General features: G+C 61.1%; 15 protein-coding genes and 1 tRNA gene. 3 read left to right on the top strand and 13 right to left on the bottom strand.

Annotated features, from left to right (window positions below):
• Positions 1-70 precede the first annotated feature (70 nt).
• From B3Q33_RS08125 to B3Q33_RS08105, 5 genes are all read right to left on the bottom strand, one after another.
• The gene (locus B3Q33_RS08125) at positions 71-1,042 is read right to left on the bottom strand and encodes a D-2-hydroxyacid dehydrogenase (protein ID WP_035248160.1); all 972 of its coding nucleotides are present in this window, start codon (positions 1,040-1,042) and stop codon (positions 71-73) included.
• A 36-nt stretch (positions 1,043-1,078) separates the two neighbouring features.
• Entirely contained in the window at positions 1,079-2,365 is a 1,287-nt protein-coding gene (locus B3Q33_RS08120) for an aspartate aminotransferase family protein (RefSeq protein ID WP_272962103.1), read from the bottom strand.
• A gap of 37 nt (positions 2,366-2,402) precedes the next feature.
• A complete protein-coding gene (locus tag B3Q33_RS08115; protein WP_273010203.1) occupies positions 2,403-3,542 on the bottom strand; it encodes an isocitrate/isopropylmalate dehydrogenase family protein in 1,140 nt (379 codons plus the stop codon).
• A 173-nt stretch (positions 3,543-3,715) separates the two neighbouring features.
• The gene (locus tag B3Q33_RS08110; protein ID WP_035248155.1) at positions 3,716-5,170 is read right to left on the bottom strand and encodes an NAD-dependent succinate-semialdehyde dehydrogenase; all 1,455 of its coding nucleotides are present in this window, start codon (positions 5,168-5,170) and stop codon (positions 3,716-3,718) included.
• Positions 5,171-5,485: 315 nt separating this feature from the next.
• A complete protein-coding gene (locus B3Q33_RS08105) occupies positions 5,486-6,304 on the bottom strand; it encodes an inositol monophosphatase family protein (RefSeq protein WP_035248152.1) in 819 nt (272 codons plus the stop codon).
• 182 nt (positions 6,305-6,486) lie between these two features.
• Here B3Q33_RS08105 and B3Q33_RS08100 point away from each other — a divergent pair, with 182 nt between their 5' ends.
• Positions 6,487-7,260 carry an RNA methyltransferase gene (locus B3Q33_RS08100; RefSeq protein ID WP_035248151.1) on the top strand — a complete coding sequence of 258 codons (774 nt, stop codon included), beginning with the start codon at positions 6,487-6,489 and terminating at the stop codon, positions 7,258-7,260.
• A gap of 50 nt (positions 7,261-7,310) precedes the next feature.
• The gene (gene cysE / locus B3Q33_RS08095; RefSeq protein ID WP_035248149.1) at positions 7,311-8,078 is read left to right on the top strand and encodes a serine O-acetyltransferase; all 768 of its coding nucleotides are present in this window, start codon (positions 7,311-7,313) and stop codon (positions 8,076-8,078) included.
• Between the two features lie 193 nt (positions 8,079-8,271).
• On the opposite strand, the gene ychF is transcribed toward cysE, so the two are convergent.
• Complete coding sequence (gene ychF / locus B3Q33_RS08090) at positions 8,272-9,363, bottom strand: redox-regulated ATPase YchF (RefSeq protein WP_272962104.1); 1,092 nt, start codon at positions 9,361-9,363, stop codon at positions 8,272-8,274.
• Between the two features lie 184 nt (positions 9,364-9,547).
• On the opposite strand from ychF, the gene B3Q33_RS08085 reads away from it, so the two are divergent.
• Entirely contained in the window at positions 9,548-10,288 is a 741-nt protein-coding gene (locus B3Q33_RS08085; RefSeq protein WP_272962105.1) for a glutathione S-transferase family protein, read from the top strand.
• A 135-nt stretch (positions 10,289-10,423) separates the two neighbouring features.
• On the opposite strand, the gene pth is transcribed toward B3Q33_RS08085, so the two are convergent.
• From pth to B3Q33_RS08050, 7 genes are all read right to left on the bottom strand, one after another.
• Positions 10,424-11,011 carry an aminoacyl-tRNA hydrolase gene (gene pth, locus B3Q33_RS08080; protein ID WP_035248247.1) on the bottom strand — a complete coding sequence of 196 codons (588 nt, stop codon included), beginning with the start codon at positions 11,009-11,011 and terminating at the stop codon, positions 10,424-10,426.
• A gap of 14 nt (positions 11,012-11,025) precedes the next feature.
• Positions 11,026-11,670, bottom strand: a complete 645-nt coding sequence (locus B3Q33_RS08075; RefSeq protein ID WP_035248143.1) for a 50S ribosomal protein L25/general stress protein Ctc — start codon at positions 11,668-11,670, stop codon at positions 11,026-11,028.
• Between the two features lie 284 nt (positions 11,671-11,954).
• Positions 11,955-12,914 (bottom strand): ribose-phosphate diphosphokinase, encoded by a 960-nt coding sequence (locus B3Q33_RS08070; RefSeq protein WP_035248141.1) that lies wholly within the window; start codon positions 12,912-12,914, stop codon positions 11,955-11,957.
• Between the two features lie 69 nt (positions 12,915-12,983).
• Positions 12,984-13,059 (bottom strand) — tRNA-Gln (locus B3Q33_RS08065).
• A 21-nt stretch (positions 13,060-13,080) separates the two neighbouring features.
• Entirely contained in the window at positions 13,081-13,989 is a 909-nt protein-coding gene (gene ispE, locus B3Q33_RS08060; protein ID WP_272962106.1) for a 4-(cytidine 5'-diphospho)-2-C-methyl-D-erythritol kinase, read from the bottom strand.
• Complete coding sequence (gene lolB / locus B3Q33_RS08055) at positions 13,986-14,570, bottom strand: lipoprotein insertase outer membrane protein LolB (RefSeq protein ID WP_272962107.1); 585 nt, start codon at positions 14,568-14,570, stop codon at positions 13,986-13,988. The genes ispE and lolB overlap by 4 nt, the downstream gene beginning before the upstream one ends.
• Positions 14,567-16,270 (bottom strand): tetratricopeptide repeat protein, encoded by a 1,704-nt coding sequence (locus tag B3Q33_RS08050; RefSeq protein ID WP_272962108.1) that lies wholly within the window; start codon positions 16,268-16,270, stop codon positions 14,567-14,569. The genes lolB and B3Q33_RS08050 overlap by 4 nt, the downstream gene beginning before the upstream one ends.
• Positions 16,271-16,380 lie beyond the last annotated feature (110 nt).

The raw sequence follows: 16,380 nt of genomic DNA, 5'->3' as shown, positions 1-16,380 counted from the left end.
GCTCCTGGTTGACGCTAATCCTGTCTTGCTCTGCGCAGTACGCTGCTGGGGTTCTTGTCTGGCTCAGACCTCAGGCATTACTGACATAGCCGTGTTCCTTGCTGACCGGGTTGTTCAGGGGCTCTCCCTTCTGCCAGCGTTGAAAGTTATCGACAAATTGCTGCCCCAGCGCCGCACGCCAGCCAATAAAATCACCAGCCATATGAGCGGACAGCATCGCGTTGGGTTCATCCCAGAGCGGGTGGTTGGCGTGCAGGGGCTCTTCTTCGAATACATCCAGAGCGACCCCTCCCAGGCGTCCGCTTTGCAATGCGGCAAGCAGAGCCGAGGTTTCCACGATCGGGCCGCGACCCACATTGATCAGTACCGCGCCAGGTTTCATGCGCAGGAACTGGTCGGCGTCGAACAACCCTTCGGTCTGCGGCGTCAGTGGTGCAGTGATGATGACGTAGTCTGCTTCCGGGAGAAGATCAGGCAGATCCTGTTGGGCATGAACCCGCTCGAAAGCCGCATCCTCCCGGGCGTTACGGGCGGTGCCCACCACGCTGACACCCATGGCGCCCAGTACGGTTGCCACTTCCCGGCCAATGGAGCCGGCCCCCACGACCAGTGCCCGACTGCCTCGCAGCAGACGGGTTTCCCGATGTTGCCAGCGATGCTGCTTCATCAAAGACAGGTTGGTGAGCGTGTCTTTGGCAAACAGCAGCATGGCGCCGAGCACATATTCGGCAATACCGCGGTCAAAGATACCTCTGGCATTGGTGACTGGGATATCGCTGTCACGGACCGGTGGAATCATCAGGGCATCCACCCCCGCACTGGTGGCATGTATCCAGCGTATGTTGCAGGGATCCGGCCAGACTTCCTGCAGCATGTCGGTGCGAAAATCCGTCACCAGCAGAATTTCCGTTTCCGGAAGTGCCGCTTCCAGTTCCTCCCGATGCCGTGCCTCGCGAACCACCGCTTGCCCTTCAAGGGCTTCAAGCCCGGGCATGGGCGGCTCATCTTCGGCCATCAGTACCGTAATTACCGGTTTGCTCATAATGTGACTCTTTCACTTTCCGGTGGCTTTCGAATGTCAGCTTTTGCAGCTTGAGCAGCGCTTATCCTGATTCTTGCACGTGCTGGCCAGCGCCTTGGCGAAGGCGCCCACGGCGATATCGATTTCCTCCCGTGTCACGTTGAGCGCAGGAAGCCAGCGAACCACCTGTCCCTTGTGACCACAGCGAAGCAGCAGGACGCCATCATCCTCGCAGGCCTTGAGAATGGCAGCAGCGTGGTCGCCATCCGCCACGCCCGGTGAGCTGGTGATCTCGGCGCCGAGCATGAGGCCCTGGCCGCGTATCTCTTCGATACAGGGGAAATCCTGTTGAACGGCGGTGAGTTTTTCCAGCAGGTAGTCACCCATCTCGCGGGCGTGCTCTACCAGCCCTTCTTCTTCGATCACGTCCAGTGTGGCGATGGCTGCGGCACAGGCAACCGCATTGGCGCCGTAGGTGCCGCCCTGGGAGCCCGGGTAGCCCTTGTCCATGAGTGATTTGCTGGCAGCAATGGCAGACAGCGGATAACCACTGGCTAGCCCTTTGGCTGTGATCAGGATATCGCCGGATACTCCGCTGTGTTCGTGGCTCCAGAACTTGCCGGTGCGCCCGTAGCCAGCCTGGATTTCGTCCATAATCAGCAGGATGCCATGTTCTTTGCAACGTGCCTGCAGGCCTTCCATGAAGCGTTTCGGCGCCGGGTAGTAGCCATATTCACCTTGAACCGGTTCGATGATGATGGCCGCAGTGTCCTTGGGGTTGCACTCGGTAATCATCAGGTGGTCGAGTTCTTCCAGACAGAAGTCCACCGTGGTGTCTTCGTCCCAGCCATAGCGGTAAGAATGCGGGAAGGGAGCAACCGACACGCCGGCCATCAGCGGGGCCCAGCCGGTGCGCACCTTGTTGTTGGAGGTAGTCAGCGAGGCCGCGCCCATGGTCCTGCCATGGAAGCCGCCCCGAAACACCACAATGTTGGGGCGACCGGTAGCCTGGCGTGCCAGGCGAAATGCCGCTTCCACGGATTCACTGCCGGAATTGGAAAACGCGACAGCATCCATATGTGCTGGGAGATGCTTGTAGAGCCGGTCAGTCAGTTCAAGCAGGTTGGGATGTTTGACGGTGGCATATTGCGCATGGACCAGTTTGCCGACCTGCTCCTGAGCGGCGGCCACCACTTTGGGGTGACAGTGCCCGGTGGAGGTCACACCGATACCGGAGGTGAAATCCAGCCAGCGATTGCCATCCTGGTCGTAGAGCCAGTTTCCTTCGCCGCGCTCCGCACAAATACCGCTGGATTGCACCAGCAGGGGGGACAGGTGACTCATAGTGCCTCCTTTCTGTTGTTGGCTTGCCAGCGCCGCTTCAGGCTGCCAGCCACTGACATAGCCGTTGTCCGGTTTCCCGGGTGCCCGAAAAGGCTTCGCCGTTTGCCTCGCGGGCTAGGTCTGCCTGGATCAGGTCATGCAGATGTTGTGCCGCGCTGCCGATGGCCGGGTGATGGTGGGCCAGATTGTCTAGCAGCATGGCCAGGCTCATCAGGGTAGCGCGGGGGTCGGCCAGGTTCTGGCCGGCAATATCCGGGGCGCTGCCGTGCACGGGTTCGAACAGTGCCGGCAGCGACGGTTCATCCGGGTTCAGGTTGGCGGATGGGGCCAGGCCCGGGCCGCCACACAGTACCGCCGCCAGGTCGGTAAGAATGTCGCCGTGCAGATTGCTGGCGACGACCACGTCGAAGCGCCAGGGGCACTGTACGAACTTCATGCAGGCGGCATCCACCAGCTCGTGATGGATGTGCACATCGGGGAACTCGGCGGCGATGCGGTGAAAGGTGTCGGTGTACAGGTCGCCCCAGAAGGGCTGGGCGTTGCGTTTGGTGATCAGGCACACCTGGGCGTGCTTGTCGTTCTTGAACTGGCGCGGAACCTCCCGCTGGGTGGACCGTTGACGGGCCCGTCGGAACGCATGGCGGATCAGCCGTTCGGTGGCGCGGGCGGTGAACACTTCTACCTGGGTGGCCACTTCCTGTGCTGTACCCGGGGCGAGCCGGCCACCTTGGCCGCTGTATTCGCCTTCACTGTTTTCGCGGATTACCAGCATGTCCACCTCTCGGGCGCGCGGGTCGGCCAGATACTGGGGCGCGCCGGGCAGCCAGCGGGCCGGGCGTTCGCAGGCCCACAGGTCCAGCTGTTTACGCAGGGCCAGTAATGGCGCCAGCGAGACGCTGTCGGAAAGGACAAAACGGGAAGAGTCTTCCAGCGGCCCCGGGTCACCCAGGGCGCCCAGCAGCATGGCATCAAATTCGCGCAGTTGTGCAACCCCGTCGCTGGGCATCATCTGGCCGTGGCTCTGATGCCAGGCATGGGAAGGCCAGTCAAAGCGGGTATGCCCCAACGGCAGCTGGTAGCGCTGTATCAGCAGGTCCAGCACCGCCTCCGCCACGTCCATCACTTCCGGGCCGATGCCGTCACCGGGGAGCAGGGCGATGTTCAACGCTTGTCCCATTCCGCCTCCTTATCAGCTGCAGGTCGCTATCTCCACGCTGCAATACAGGCTGTCTGGGCCGTGGCGGCAATGCGTGCCCGCGATGCAAGCCTGTTTGTGTGGAGGTGAAGCGCTCCGGTTTCTGCAAGCGATGCGATAAAGCCCAGCTTGCAGTCTGTCTTGTGAAGCTGTTGTTAGCTACCCATACACAGGTACTTGTCTTCCAGGTATTCGTCCATGCCCTGGTGGGAACCTTCGCGGCCCAGGCCGGATTCCTTGACCCCGCCGAAGGGGGCGGCGGCGTTGGAGATCAGACCTTCGTTGACGCCCACCATGCCGCTTTCCAGTGCTTCTGCCACGCGCCAGCAGCGGTGGATGTTGTCGCTGTAGAAATAGGCGGCCAGGCCGTAGGGGGTGTCGTTGGCAATGCGAATGGCGTCCTCTTCCGTGCGGAATGGAATCACAGCGGCCAGCGGGCCAAAGGTCTCTTCCTGGCAGAGTTGCGCATCGGTGGTCACGCCGGTGATCAGGGTGGGCTGCACGAAGTTGCCACCTCGCTGATGGCGTTGACCGCCGGTAACCACTTTGGCGCCCTTGCCCAGGGCATCTTCCAGATGCTCCATGACCTTGTCGGCGGCATCGCGGTTGATCAGGGCCGCCTGGCTGACGCCATCTTCCAGACCATCACCGACTTTCATGGCCTCGATGGCGGTTTTCAGCTTTTCCACGAAAGCATCGTGGATGCTGTCCTGTACCAGAAAGCGGTTAACGCACACGCAGGTCTGGCCAGTGTTGCGGAACTTGCTGGCCATGGCGCCTTCCACGGCCTTGTCCAGGTTGGCATCGTCAAAGACGATAAAGGGCGCGTTGCCGCCCAGTTCCAGGGACACTTTCTGAATGTGCTTGGCGCACTGGGCCATCAGCTTGGAGCCCACTTCGGTGGACCCGGTAAAGCTCAGTTTGCGAAGAATGGGCGAGTCAGTGAGGGCGGTGGAAATGGCCCCGGCGCTGCCGGTAATCACATTGAACACGCCAGCGGGAATGCCCGCGCGCTCGGCCAGCTCAGCCAGCGCCAGGGCGGAGTAGGGGGTGGCGCTGGCGGGTTTGACCACCATGGTGCAGCCGGCTGCCAGAGCGGCCCCGGCCTTGCGGGTGATCATGGACGAGGGGAAATTCCAGGGGGTGATGGCGGCGGTGACGCCGATGGGTTGTTTGATCACCACAATCCGCTGGCCCGGCTTGGGGGCAGGGATGGTATCGCCGTAGGCACGCCGCGCCTCCTCGGCAAACCATTTCAGGAAGGAGGCGGCATAGGCGATTTCGCCCTTCGCCTCGGCCAGGGGCTTGCCCTGTTCCAGGGTCATCAGTCGCCCCAGATCATCCTGGTGTTCCATCATCAGGTCGTGCCAGGCCTCCAGTAAAACGGCCCGTTGCGCGGCGGGCAGATCCCGCCAGGCAGGAAAAGCCCCGTGGGCGGCATCGATGGCCTGGCGGGTTTCTGCTTCGCCCATCCGCGGCGAGGTGCCCAGGCTTTCATCAGTGGCCGGGTTGGTCACGGTGAAGGTGGCGCCGTCATCCGCATCGCACCAGCGGCCATTGATATAGCACTGCTGGCGAAACAGGGCGTTGTCAGTGAGGGTAACCGTCATCGTACATCTCCCGAGCTTTTTGCAGCGTGTTGCGTATTACGCTAGCAAAGCAAGGGCAGATGTCCATGCCGGAAGAGAAAAATCGGTTCGGGGTCTAAGGAAAAGACAGGAAGGCACAGGGAGGGCGTTGCAATAACGCGGCCGTAGGAGCGCCGCTTGAGGCGCGAATGATACGGAGCGAGTACCGAGAAGCGAGTAACGAAAATCAAAACCGAAGTTCGTATCGCCTTTCGCGACTCGCTTCTCGGTACTCGCCTCGAATTTTGCCGATTCGCGCCTCAAGCGGCGCGCCTACAACGACGTCCGATAGAAAATCTATCGACGCAAACCGTCGTTCAGATGCGGCTTGATCTTCTGCAGCAGCCCCTTGAAGACTTTCGGGCTGCCGGCAACGATGCCGCCGCTTTCCAGGAATTTGTGGCCACCGCTCAGGTCGCCCACCAGGCCACCGGCTTCGGTGATCAGCAGGGCGCCGGCGGCCAGATCCCACTCGGACAGGCCGAATTCGAAGAAGCCGTCCAGGCGGCCAGCGGCCAGCCAGGCCAGGTCCAGGGCCGCAGAGCCCGGGCGGCGCAGGCCGGCGGTGGCAGCAGCGATGTCGGCAAACATGCCCAGGTAGGCGTCCATGTGTGGCGCCTGGTCCTTGCGGAACGGGAAACCGGTGCCGATCAGGCAGCCTTCCAGACCGGGGCGGTTGGTGCAGCGGATACGGCGGCCGTTAAGGGCAGCGCCGCGACCACGGCTGGCGGTAAATTCTTCATCCCGGTTGGGATCGTAAATGACCGCGTGTTCCAGCTTGCCGCGGTATTTCAGGGCAATGGAGACGCAGTACTGGGGGAAGCCATGAATGAAGTTGGTGGTGCCATCCAGCGGGTCGATCACCCACTGATAGTCAGCTCCGTCACCCTTGCCGCGGGTTTCGCCGGATTCCTCGGCCAGGATGCTGTGATCCGGGTAGGCCTTGAGGATGACCTCGATGATGCGCTGCTCGGCGGCACGATCCACTTCGGTGACGAAGTCGTTCATCCCTTTCTTGCTGACAGATAACGGGTCATTGCTTTCGGCGGCACGACGAATCAGGTTACCCGCCTGACGGGCGGCTCGCAGGGCAATATTCACTTGCGGCGCATGCATGCATCTGTCCTCAAAAAAGTATTAGGGCTGTCAAAGAGCGCCCGGCCAAATAAACCGGGGCGCGGATTGTAGCAGAGCCTGCGCGATCAGGGCAGCGTTAGGCGCCACTTAAGGGATTATTCAGTGATTCCCATGATAACATTGCCGCCTTTTCCGGCCAGACCCGAGTACAGGTACCTCTCATGCTAGAAAATGTGCGTATTGTGATGGTGGAAACCACCCATCCCGGCAATATTGGTGCCGCAGCCCGGGCCATGAAAACCATGGGCATGTCGGACCTGAGACTCATCCAGCCCCGTGATTACCCGTCCGTGGAAGCCACTGCCCGGGCTTCCGGGGCAGGAGACGTGCTGGAAGCCGCCCAGGTCTGCGAGACCCTGGATGAGGCTCTGGAAGGCGCCACCCTGGTGATCGGTACCAGCGCCCGCCAGCGGCGTATTCCCTGGCCCTGTCTGACGCCCCGACAACTGGCGGCGCAATTGTCCCACGAGCCGGATGACACCCGTATTGCGGTGCTGTTCGGTCGTGAGGACCGTGGGCTCACCAATGACGAGCTGCGCCGCTGTAATCTGCATGTGAGCGTGCCCACCAATCCCGAGTACGGGGTCTTGAATGTGGCGTCGGCGGTCCAATTAATCAGTTATGAGCTGCGCATGGCTCTGCTGGGCGATGATTTCGATCTCAAGGAATCCCGTTCCCGTCGCGAGGCCATGCCGCTGCCGGAGATGTTCTGGGATGAGCCGCTGGCCAGTAATGAAGCGGTGGCCGGTTTCCTGGATCATCTTGAGAAGGTCATGGCGCAGAGCGGTTTCCTCAATCCGCAGCAGCCTGGCCAGGTCATGACGCGCATGCGCCGTTTGTTTATGCGCGCGCGACCGGACAAAATGGAAATGAGTATTCTGCGTGGTGTGCTGGTGGCGCTGGAAAGAAAAATGCCGAGCAATGACGGGAAGTAGCACGCGCTCCCCCGTGTTATCCAACCGGCTATGCCCAAGACGAGGTATCTATGTTTGATCGAGTACGCGAGGACATCGCGTCGGTATTCCACCGGGACCCCGCGGCGCGCAACACGCTGGAAGTGTTGCTCAATTACCCTGGCCTGCATGCGGTGCTGTTTCATCGTCTTGCCCATGGCTTGTGGAGGCGTAATTTCAAGCAACTGGCGCGCTTCGTTTCCACATTCGCCCGCTGGATGACCGGCATCGAAATTCATCCCGGCGCCAAAATCGGTCGACGTTTCTTTATCGACCACGGCATGGGGGTGGTGATTGGTGAAACCGCAGAAATTGGCGATGACGTGACGCTCTATCATGGCGTCACCCTGGGTGGCACCAGCTGGAGCAAAGGCAAGCGCCACCCGACCCTCGAGGATGGCGTGGTGGTTGGCGCTGGCGCCAAGGTGCTGGGTCCGTTCACCGTACACAAGAACGCCAAGATCGGCTCCAATTCCGTGGTCACCAAGGAGGTGCCGGAAGGGGCGACGGTGATAGGCATTCCCGGCCGGGTGGTCAGTAAGCCGATTACCGAGACGGAAAAGAACCGTCAGGAAATGGCAGAGAAGATCGGCTTTCAGGCCTATGGTGTCAGCAACGACATGCCCGACCCGGTGGCCGAAGCCATTCATCTTCTGCTGGATCACATGCACGCGGTCGACAACAAGCTGGACCGGGTCTGCAATAATCTCAAGAAGCAGGGGATTCAGGGGTGTGACGAGAAGTTGCCGGAGTTGAAGGATGAAGACTTCGAGCCGGTCAACGCCGGCGGAACAGACTAAGCTATTGGCACCGTAGGAGCGACGATCTCTGTGCTCTGCGAGGATGAGTCGCGAAGCCCAAAGGGGGCGTCCGGGAAAGCATTCGCAAGTACGTTCGCGGCTCGAGCGCCGCTCCTACGAACAAAGAAAAGGCCGCCCCGGAAGGGTGCGGCCTTTTTTGTTGAGCTAGAAGCTCGCGGCTAGTCGCTATGCTTCAGACGTTAAACCGGAAGTGCACTACGTCGCCGTCCTTGACGATATATTCCTTGCCTTCCAGGCGCCATTTGCCGGCATCCTTGGCGCCGGCCTCGCCGTTATTCTCGACATAGTCATCGTAGGCGGTGACTTCGGCGCGGATGAAGCCCTTCTCGAAGTCGGTGTGGATCACGCCGGCAGCCTGGGGGGCGGTGGCGCCAACGCGAACGGTCCAGGCGCGGACCTCCTTCTTGCCCGCCGTGAAGTAGGTCTGCAGACCCAGCAGATTGAAGCCGGCGCGGATGACCCGGTTGAGGCCCGGCTCTTCCATGCCCAGGTCGGCCAGGAAGTCGGCTTTCTCTTCGTCGTCCAGCTCGGCAATTTCCGATTCGATCTTGGCGCAGATGGGCACCACGGAGGAATTTTCCTTCTCGGCCAGTTCGCGCACGGCGTCCAGCAGGGCGTTGTCCTCAAAACCGCCTTCGTCCACGTTGGCGATGTACATGGTCGGCTTCAGAGTCAGCAGGTTCAGACTCTTGATGGCCTTGCGCTCATCATCGGTCAGATCCACGGAACGTGCCGGTTCCCCTTCGTTGAGGGCGGGCAGTACCTTGTCCAGCACGGGCAGCAGGCCCTTGGCGTCCTTGTCCTGCCCCTTGGCGGCTTTGGTGGCACGCAGGTGGGCCTTCTCCACGGTGTCCAGATCGGCCAGCGCCAGCTCGGTGTTGATGATGTCGATATCATCCAGTGGCGAGACCTTGCCGGACACGTGGATCACATTTTCGTCATCGAAACAGCGCACTACGTGGGCGATGGCATCTGTCTCGCGGATGTTGGCGAGAAACTTGTTACCCAGGCCTTCGCCCTTGGAGGCCCCGGCCACCAGGCCGGCGATATCCACGAATTCCATGGTGGCAGGCATTATCCGCTCCGGGCTGACAATGGCGGACAGCTTGTCCATCCGCGGGTCAGGAATCGGTACTACCCCGGTGTTGGGCTCAATGGTGCAGAACGGGAAGTTCTCGGCATCAATCCCCGCTTTGGTCAGCGCGTTGAACAGGGTGGATTTCCCCACGTTGGGCAGACCGACGATACCGCATTTGAAACCCATGACAGACCTCCGTTTTTCGAGGCCGCAATGCTACGCAAGCCGGGGCAAAAAAGCGACCGTGGCAGGTGCGGGATCAGGGTGAAGCCGGGTTGCTGGCGGGACGGGCGTGTCAGGCGCTGTTGCCGCTAACGACGGGACAGGGGGCGGCTAGACTGCAAGTCCGCAAAACTGAACAAGAGTCACCATGGCCGAGCGTATTCTTTACCAGTTCCCCATCTCCCATTATTGCGAGAAATCCCGCTGGCAGCTGGATCACAAGGGTCTGGCGTACCGTACCGTTAATCTGCTGCCGGTGACGCACCGGGTGCGTACCCAGTGGTTGGCCCGCACCAATACGGTGCCGTTGCTGCGCGATGGCAAGCGTCGGGTGAGCGATTCCACCAAAATTGCCTACTACCTGGAAAAGTATTACCCCGACCAGCCGCTGTTGCCCAAGGCCGGTGATGCGCGTGCCCGGGTGATTGAGCTGGAGCAGCAGTTTGACCGTTACGGTGTGCATGTCCGGCGCTGGGTGTACGGTCAGATTCTGGATCGATCGGAAGTAATGACGGCCCTGGTGGGCGACTGCGGCCTGCCCGGTCCCTTGGAGCGGTTGGCCAAGCCGCTGGTTCGTGAAGCAATCCGTCGAGGTTATGCCATCAACCCGCAACGGGTGATGCGGTCCGAGCAGCGGGTGGAAGAGGCTTTGGTGTTGCTGGAAAGCGAGTTGAAGAAAGGCCAAGGCCAGTATCTGGTGGGCGACCGCTTCAGCCTGGCAGATATCACCGCTGCCAGCATGCTGGCGCCGTTGATTAGCCCGCAAGGCTCACCCTGGGATCTGTTCGATGAAACAACGCTGTCGCCGACATTGCGCAAGCAGATGGAAAATTGGCGAGCCCGGCCGGCGGGGAAGTGGCTGTTGGCGATGTACGCGCAGGATAGGTAAGAATCAGCTACGAGCTACGCTCGTTGGATAGGGAGGGGGGCATTTCTACGAGGCCGCTGTAGGAGCTCATGCTTGCATGGCGAACCGTGCGAAGCACGGAATCGTCCGTAGGGCGATCAAAGCTAGAAGCTACCGTCAGGCTTTAAACCCGTTCAGTCGATTCATCGCCCCGTTCAAATCCCCGCGCAGCATATCGGCGGTGTGATAGGCCGCTTCGTCAATGGCGCGGTCGATCAGGTCGCGGTCGGCCTGGGAGGGCTTGTTGAGTACATGGGGAGTGACGCGGTCGGCGGAGCCGGGGTGGCCGATGCCGATGCGTAGCCGGTAGAAGTCGCGGCTGTTGCCATGCCTGCTGATGATGTCGCGCAGACCGTTATGGCCGCCATGGCCGCCGCCTTGTTTGAAGCGGGCACAACCGGGGGGCAGGTCGAGTTCGTCATGGGCGACGAGCATCTGCGTGACAGGAATCTTGAAGAAATTCGCCAGAGCGGCGGTGGCCTGACCACTGCGGTTCATGAAGGTAGTGGGGACCAGTAGACGAACGGTTTCGCCTTCGAAGGTAAAGGTGCCGGTAAGGCCGAAGTATTTCTTGTCTTCAGAAAGGAAAACGCCCTGGCGACGAGCCAGGGCGTCCACATACCAGACGCCGGCATTGTGGCGGGTGTCCTCGTATTCGCGACCCGGGTTACCCAGGCCTACGATCAGTCGAACCGGTTCCGCCACAGCCACAGTGCGTCTTATTCCTCGCCAGCGGCTTCAGCTTCGCCTTCGCCGTCTTCGTCGTCAGCAGAAGCACGAACTTTCGGCGCGTGAACCGCGGCTACCGGCTGGTCGTGGTCGTCGCCCAGCGCGAGCTGAGTCAGTTCCACGCCTTTCGGCAGTTTCAGATCGGACAGGTGGATAATGGTGTCCAGCTCGGCCGCTGCCATGTCCACTTCGATGAACTCTGGCAGGTTCTGGGGCAGACAGCTGATCTCCACCTCGGCGATGTTGTGCTGGATCTCGCCGCCCTGTTTCTTAACGCCAATGGAGCTTTCTTCATTGGTGAAGTGCAGGGGCACGTTCATGGTGATCTTGTGGGTCTTGTCGACGCGCAGGAAATCCACGTGCATCGGGTGACCTTTGGCCGGATGACGCTGCATATCGCGCAGGACTGCCTGCACCTCGGTGCCATCCAGTTTCAGGGTCAGTACGTGGCTGTAGAAAGCTTCGGTTTCCAGAGCCTTTTTCAGTTCGCGCAGTTCCACACTGATCATCTGCGGCTCGTCTTTGCCACCGTAAATGATGCCGGGAACACGTTCTTGCAGACGACGCAGGCGGCGGCTCGCACCTTTCCCCATGTCGCTGCGGCTTTCAGCGAATAGCTGGAATTCATTGGACATGATATGTCTCCATTAAGCTCTCGGGCGTCCCGCGACCAGGTCGGCCAGAGAGGTTGATAAACCACGGAGGATTCCGCGGGGGCGCGATTATGAACGAAAAGGACGCCAGACGCCAGACGGAGAGGCGGGTTGCGAGTTGAAAGTTCCAGGTTGCAACGCGGGATAGGCTGGTACTAGCGCAAATGCAGGAGGCCGCGCCCCAAATGGGTGCGCGGCCTCTGCGGTGGCGGTACAAGAGGGTCCTGTCCGCGCTTCAACTTTTCCCTTTCAGCTGGAAACCGGGGTTATACCAGCTCCAGGCGGTCGAACATGGCGCTCAGGGATTCTTCGTTGTTCACCCGGCGTACCGTTTCGGCCAGCATGGGGGCCAGGCTGAGCACGCGGATGTTGGCGCAGGCGCGGCCGGCTTCGGACAGCGGGATGGTGTCGGTGACGACCAGCTGGTCCAGCGCGCTGTTGGCAATGTTGTCGATGGCCGGGCCAGACAATACCGGGTGGGTAATGTAGGCGTAGACCTTGGCGGCGCCGTGGTCTTTCAAGGCCTGGGCAGCCTTGCACAGGGTGCCGGCGGTATCGACCATGTCGTCCACCAGGATACAGGTGCGACCTTCTACTTCACCGATGATATGCATCACCTGGGAAATATTGGCCTTGGGGCGGCGCTTGTCGATGATGGCCAGGTCGGCATCGTTGAGCTGCTTGGCCAGGGCGCGGGCACGAACCACGCCACCCACGTCTGGGGATACCACCATCAGGTCATCGTGGTTCTGGCGTTCGATATCCGCCACGATCAGCGGGGTGGCGTAGACGTTGTCCACCGGAATATCGAAGAAGCCCTGAATCTGGTCAGCGTGCAGGTCGACGGTAACAACCCGGTCGATGCCCACAGCGGTGATCATGTCGGCGACCACCTTGGCGGTGATCGGCACCCGTGCGGAACGCACCCGGCGATCCTGGCGGGCGTAACCGAAGTAGGGCATCACGGCGGTGATCCGGCCTGCAGAGGAACGACGCAGGGCGTCGGCCATCACCAGCAACTCCATGATGTTGTTGTTGGTGGGGTTGCAGGTGGATTGCACGATAAAGACGTCTTTGCCGCGCACGTTTTCCTGGATTTCCACGGCCACTTCACCATCGCTGAAGGTGCCCACATCGGCATTGCCAATGGGCAGGTTCAGGTGTTTGACCATGGCCTGGGCCAGTTCGGGATTAGCGTTACCGGTGAAAACGACGAGTTTGGACACTGGCGTCCCTCTTGAGTCGTGAATTTCGGGAGCCTCCGAGGAAAGGGGGGAGGGCTCCGGGCAAGAAAATGGCTGGGGTACCAGGACTCGAACCTGGGAATCACGGGATCAAAACCCGTTGCCTTACCAACTTGGCTATACCCCAACACTCGGTCTCAGGTCTGCACTATTTACCAATTTGTGCAGATTTTCCTGAATTCTGTGTCTCTCGAAACTTCGCCAGTGTCTCTCCCAGAATCTGGTGGAGAGGAGAAGTATTACAGCTTCGAGCGACGAAACCTGTCCAGTGTTGTGGCAACTGTTGCAGCAAATGCTGCCCCTGTTGCACTTCGGCAAGGCGTGCAAAACAACAAGCGCCAGTGCCGGTCATACGGGCATTTCCCGTATGTTGCTTGAGCCAGTGTAGCAACTTCCCGATTTCTGGAAATTGCCGTATTGCTGCCGCTTCACAGTCATTGCGAAAGTCGCGGGTCAGCACCACCTCAAGCGAGGCCGGTAATTTACTGACGGGGGTATCCCTTGTCAATTGCCGGTCGCCGAAAATTCGAGCAGTTGACACATGAATTCCGGGATGAATGACCAAAAAAGCGTCGTTCGGCAGAGAAACCGGGGTAATTCGCTCGCCGACCCCTTCCGCCCAGGCACTTTTGCCGCGCACAAAGACCGGCACGTCCGCCCCCAGTGACAGCCCCAGTTCTGCCAGGGTGTCCTCGGACAGGTTCAGCCCCCATAGCGCATTGAGTCCCAGCAGGGCGGTGGCCGCATCGGAGGAGCCGCCGCCGACGCCACCGCCCATGGGCAGGTGTTTCTCCAGGACGATGCGGGCACCTTGCTGGCAGCCGGTATGGGTATGCAGCAGGCGGGCAGCCCGCAGGATCAGATTGCTGTGGTCGGTGGGCACCTCGGCCTGATCGCATTCCAGGGTCAGGGTGTCCGCCGCAGCAAAGTGCAGGGTGTCGCCCTGATCGAGCAGGGCGAACAGGGTTTGCAGCTCATGGTAGCCGTCCGGTCGCCGTCCGGTGATATGCAGGAACAGGTTCAGCTTGCCGGGGGCCGGAAGGGTAAACATGGTCATTTTTCGGCGCCGGGCTGCCAGTCCTTGATCAGCAGTGTAAAGCGATTACCGTTCTGCCGCGCCTTGATGCGATAGGGCAGGGTGACGCCGGCGACCGGCTGGTAACGGTCGAACTCAAGGCTCCAGCCCAGTTGCTGCAGGGTTTGCAGGTGGCCGTCTTCGTCATAGTCGGCCTCGCCGTGGGCACCGGGCCAGGGCAGGCCACGGGCCCAGTATTGCAGGGCGGACACCGGCAGCCAGAAGCCGGTCAGGTGCCAGGCCAGTTCGCCGGGGCTGCGTGCCTGATACTGTTCCTTGGCGGTAATCAGTTCGGCCCGGCCACTGTCCCAGCGCAGGTCGGCGCTACCGAAACCCAGCGGGCCGGAAAAGCGGATCTGTCCCCGATTGGGTTTCTGGGTCCAGTCGAAGGAGGCGCTGCCGCCGTCATTGGCGGTGCGGTAGCCGAGCTTCCCGCTCATCGCCCAGCGGTCGATCTGGTTCGGATGCTCGAAGGTGCCGGTGGTAGTGGGGCGCAGCTGACAGGCGCTCAGGGCCAGGGCGACAAATACCAGGCTGATGATGCGGATGGGGCTCAGGGTCACAGGCGGGCTCCGAGTTTTTCCATGACTTCACGGATATGCGGGGCGTCCGGGTTGCTGTCCAGGGTGTCACGCCATACCTGGCGGGCCTGGTGCTGGGCGCCCAGTACCCAGAGGACTTCGCCGTAATGGGCGGCCACTTCCGGGTCGGGGAATTTGTCGTAGGCCCGGCGGAGGTAGTCCCTGGCGGCTTCCAGCTCGCCACGTTTGTAGAGTACCCAGCCCATGGAATCCAGGATGGCCGGATCGTCCGGGCGTAATGCCAGAGCTCGGGAAATATAGTCGTAGGCTTCGTCCAGGCGCTGGGTGCGGTTGGCCAGTGTATAGCCCAGGGCGTTGAGGGCGCTGGCATCGTCTGGCTTGATGGACAGTACCCGCCGCAGATCGCTTTCCAGTTTTTCCATATCGCCAGTCTTTTCCGCGATCATGGCCCGACTGTAGAGCAGTTCGGTGTTATCCGGTTCTGCCTTCACAGCCCGGTCAAGCAGGACAAGGGCGCCTTGAGGGTCACCGATATTGTTACGCATTTCCGCTTCGGTGACGGTGAGGCTGGTGGCCAGCTCCGGATGCTGCTTGGCCAGGCTGGCCATCAGCGCGCTGGCCTGATCGCTGTTGCCCTGCTGGTAGAGCAGACGGGCAGCCTGGACGCTGGCGCGAACCGCCTGGGGCCCCTGGACTTTGAGGTAATGGTCCACTGCCTGGTCCGGCTGTTCGGCCTGTTCGGCGGCCTGGCCCAGATAGAGGTGCATGTCATCGGGTCGATAATTCTCGGCCAGCAGGGACTGGAGTTGCCGGCGGGCCGGTTCGGTGGCGCCCGCTTCCAGGGCCAGCAGGGCCAGCGAGAAGCGCAGATCCAGATCTTCCGGATGCTGCTCGGCCATGGTGACAAGCTGTTTCTCTGCGTTGCCGGTTTCACCGGCGGCCAGCAGCATGCGGATGTAGGCAATCCGGGGGCGCCGTGCCTGTGGATATTTGCGAACCAGTTTTTTCAGGTGGCGCAGGGCCTGCTTTTCTTCGCCAAGTTTGTGCAGTAACTGGGCTTTGAGAAGCAGAGCATCTTCGTGACGGGGCATCAGATCCAGCGCCCGTTCGTTTGCCTCAAGGGCGCCGGCATAATCGTTTTCATGTTCCAGCCACAGGGCGCGGGCGTACCACAGTGGTGCCTGTTTCGGATAACGGTCGGACAGTTGCGCCAGTGCCTGTACCAGTTGCTGGTTGCCCTGGGCATCCAGCCCGCGCGCCTGGCTGACCAGTCGGCCCAGGGCGTCGCCGCCGTGTTCGCCGAGCAGGGTGTCCAGATAGCGGCTGGCCGCGTCGATGTTGCCCAGACGAATTTCCGAAAGAATGGCCAGTTGCAGGGCCTCTTCGTTGGCGGGGGCCTTCTCCAGCCACAGCTGACTCAGCGCCAGGGTCTGCTGGTGATCTTCCAGATAATGGGCCAGTTGTGCCGCCTGGCTGATCACCTGTGGATCGCCGGTGGTACGGGCCGCCTGGCTGTAATAGGCGAGGGTCACGCCCAGAGACTGCCGCTGGGCGGCCACTTCCGCTACCAGCAGGTCCGAAAGGGTCTCGCTGTCATAGCTCGGGGCGCTCTGGGTGGCCGCAGGTGGCTCAGGGTCGGCGGGTGTCGGGGCCGGTGTCTTGCTGGCGCAGCCGTTGAGCAGCAGGGCGCCGCACAGCGGCAAAAAAGCGAATCGCGTCATTAACCAGTATGCCTGTTTGATGGTCCGGCTATCATGGCACAGCGATCCGGGATTGCCCAAACCCGGTCGTTATAAGTCCTTCCTATGCCGTTGATCAGCGGGGTCGTCAT

It is taken from the genome of Alcanivorax sp. UBA3183 (genome assembly GCF_002364155.1).
GTDB classification, from domain to species: domain Bacteria; phylum Pseudomonadota; class Gammaproteobacteria; order Pseudomonadales; family Alcanivoracaceae; genus Alcanivorax; species Alcanivorax jadensis.
The sequence above is the reverse complement of the archived record's forward strand: the minus strand, read 5'-3'. Positions and strand labels throughout refer to the sequence as shown.

What these genes read in the sequence shown, in the direction of transcription:
- B3Q33_RS08125 (WP_035248160.1), bottom strand. Translation starts at nt 1,042, where the DNA reads ATGAGCAAACCGGTAATTACGGTACTGATGGCCGAAGATGAGCCGCCC.
- B3Q33_RS08120 (WP_272962103.1), bottom strand. Translation starts at nt 2,365, where the DNA reads ATGAGTCACCTGTCCCCCCTGCTGGTGCAATCCAGCGGTATTTGTGCG.
- B3Q33_RS08115 (WP_273010203.1), bottom strand. Translation starts at nt 3,542, where the DNA reads ATGGGACAAGCGTTGAACATCGCCCTGCTCCCCGGTGACGGCATCGGC.
- B3Q33_RS08110 (WP_035248155.1), bottom strand. Translation starts at nt 5,170, where the DNA reads ATGACGGTTACCCTCACTGACAACGCCCTGTTTCGCCAGCAGTGCTAT.
- B3Q33_RS08105 (WP_035248152.1), bottom strand. Translation starts at nt 6,304, where the DNA reads ATGCATGCGCCGCAAGTGAATATTGCCCTGCGAGCCGCCCGTCAGGCG.
- B3Q33_RS08100 (WP_035248151.1), top strand. Translation starts at nt 6,487, where the DNA reads ATGCTAGAAAATGTGCGTATTGTGATGGTGGAAACCACCCATCCCGGC.
- cysE (WP_035248149.1), top strand. Translation starts at nt 7,311, where the DNA reads ATGTTTGATCGAGTACGCGAGGACATCGCGTCGGTATTCCACCGGGAC.
- ychF (WP_272962104.1), bottom strand. Translation starts at nt 9,363, where the DNA reads ATGGGTTTCAAATGCGGTATCGTCGGTCTGCCCAACGTGGGGAAATCC.
- B3Q33_RS08085 (WP_272962105.1), top strand. Translation starts at nt 9,548, where the DNA reads ATGGCCGAGCGTATTCTTTACCAGTTCCCCATCTCCCATTATTGCGAG.
- B3Q33_RS08075 (WP_035248143.1), bottom strand. Translation starts at nt 11,670, where the DNA reads ATGTCCAATGAATTCCAGCTATTCGCTGAAAGCCGCAGCGACATGGGG.
- ispE (WP_272962106.1), bottom strand. Translation starts at nt 13,989, where the DNA reads ATGACCATGTTTACCCTTCCGGCCCCCGGCAAGCTGAACCTGTTCCTG.
- B3Q33_RS08050 (WP_272962108.1), bottom strand. Translation starts at nt 16,270, where the DNA reads ATGACGCGATTCGCTTTTTTGCCGCTGTGCGGCGCCCTGCTGCTCAAC.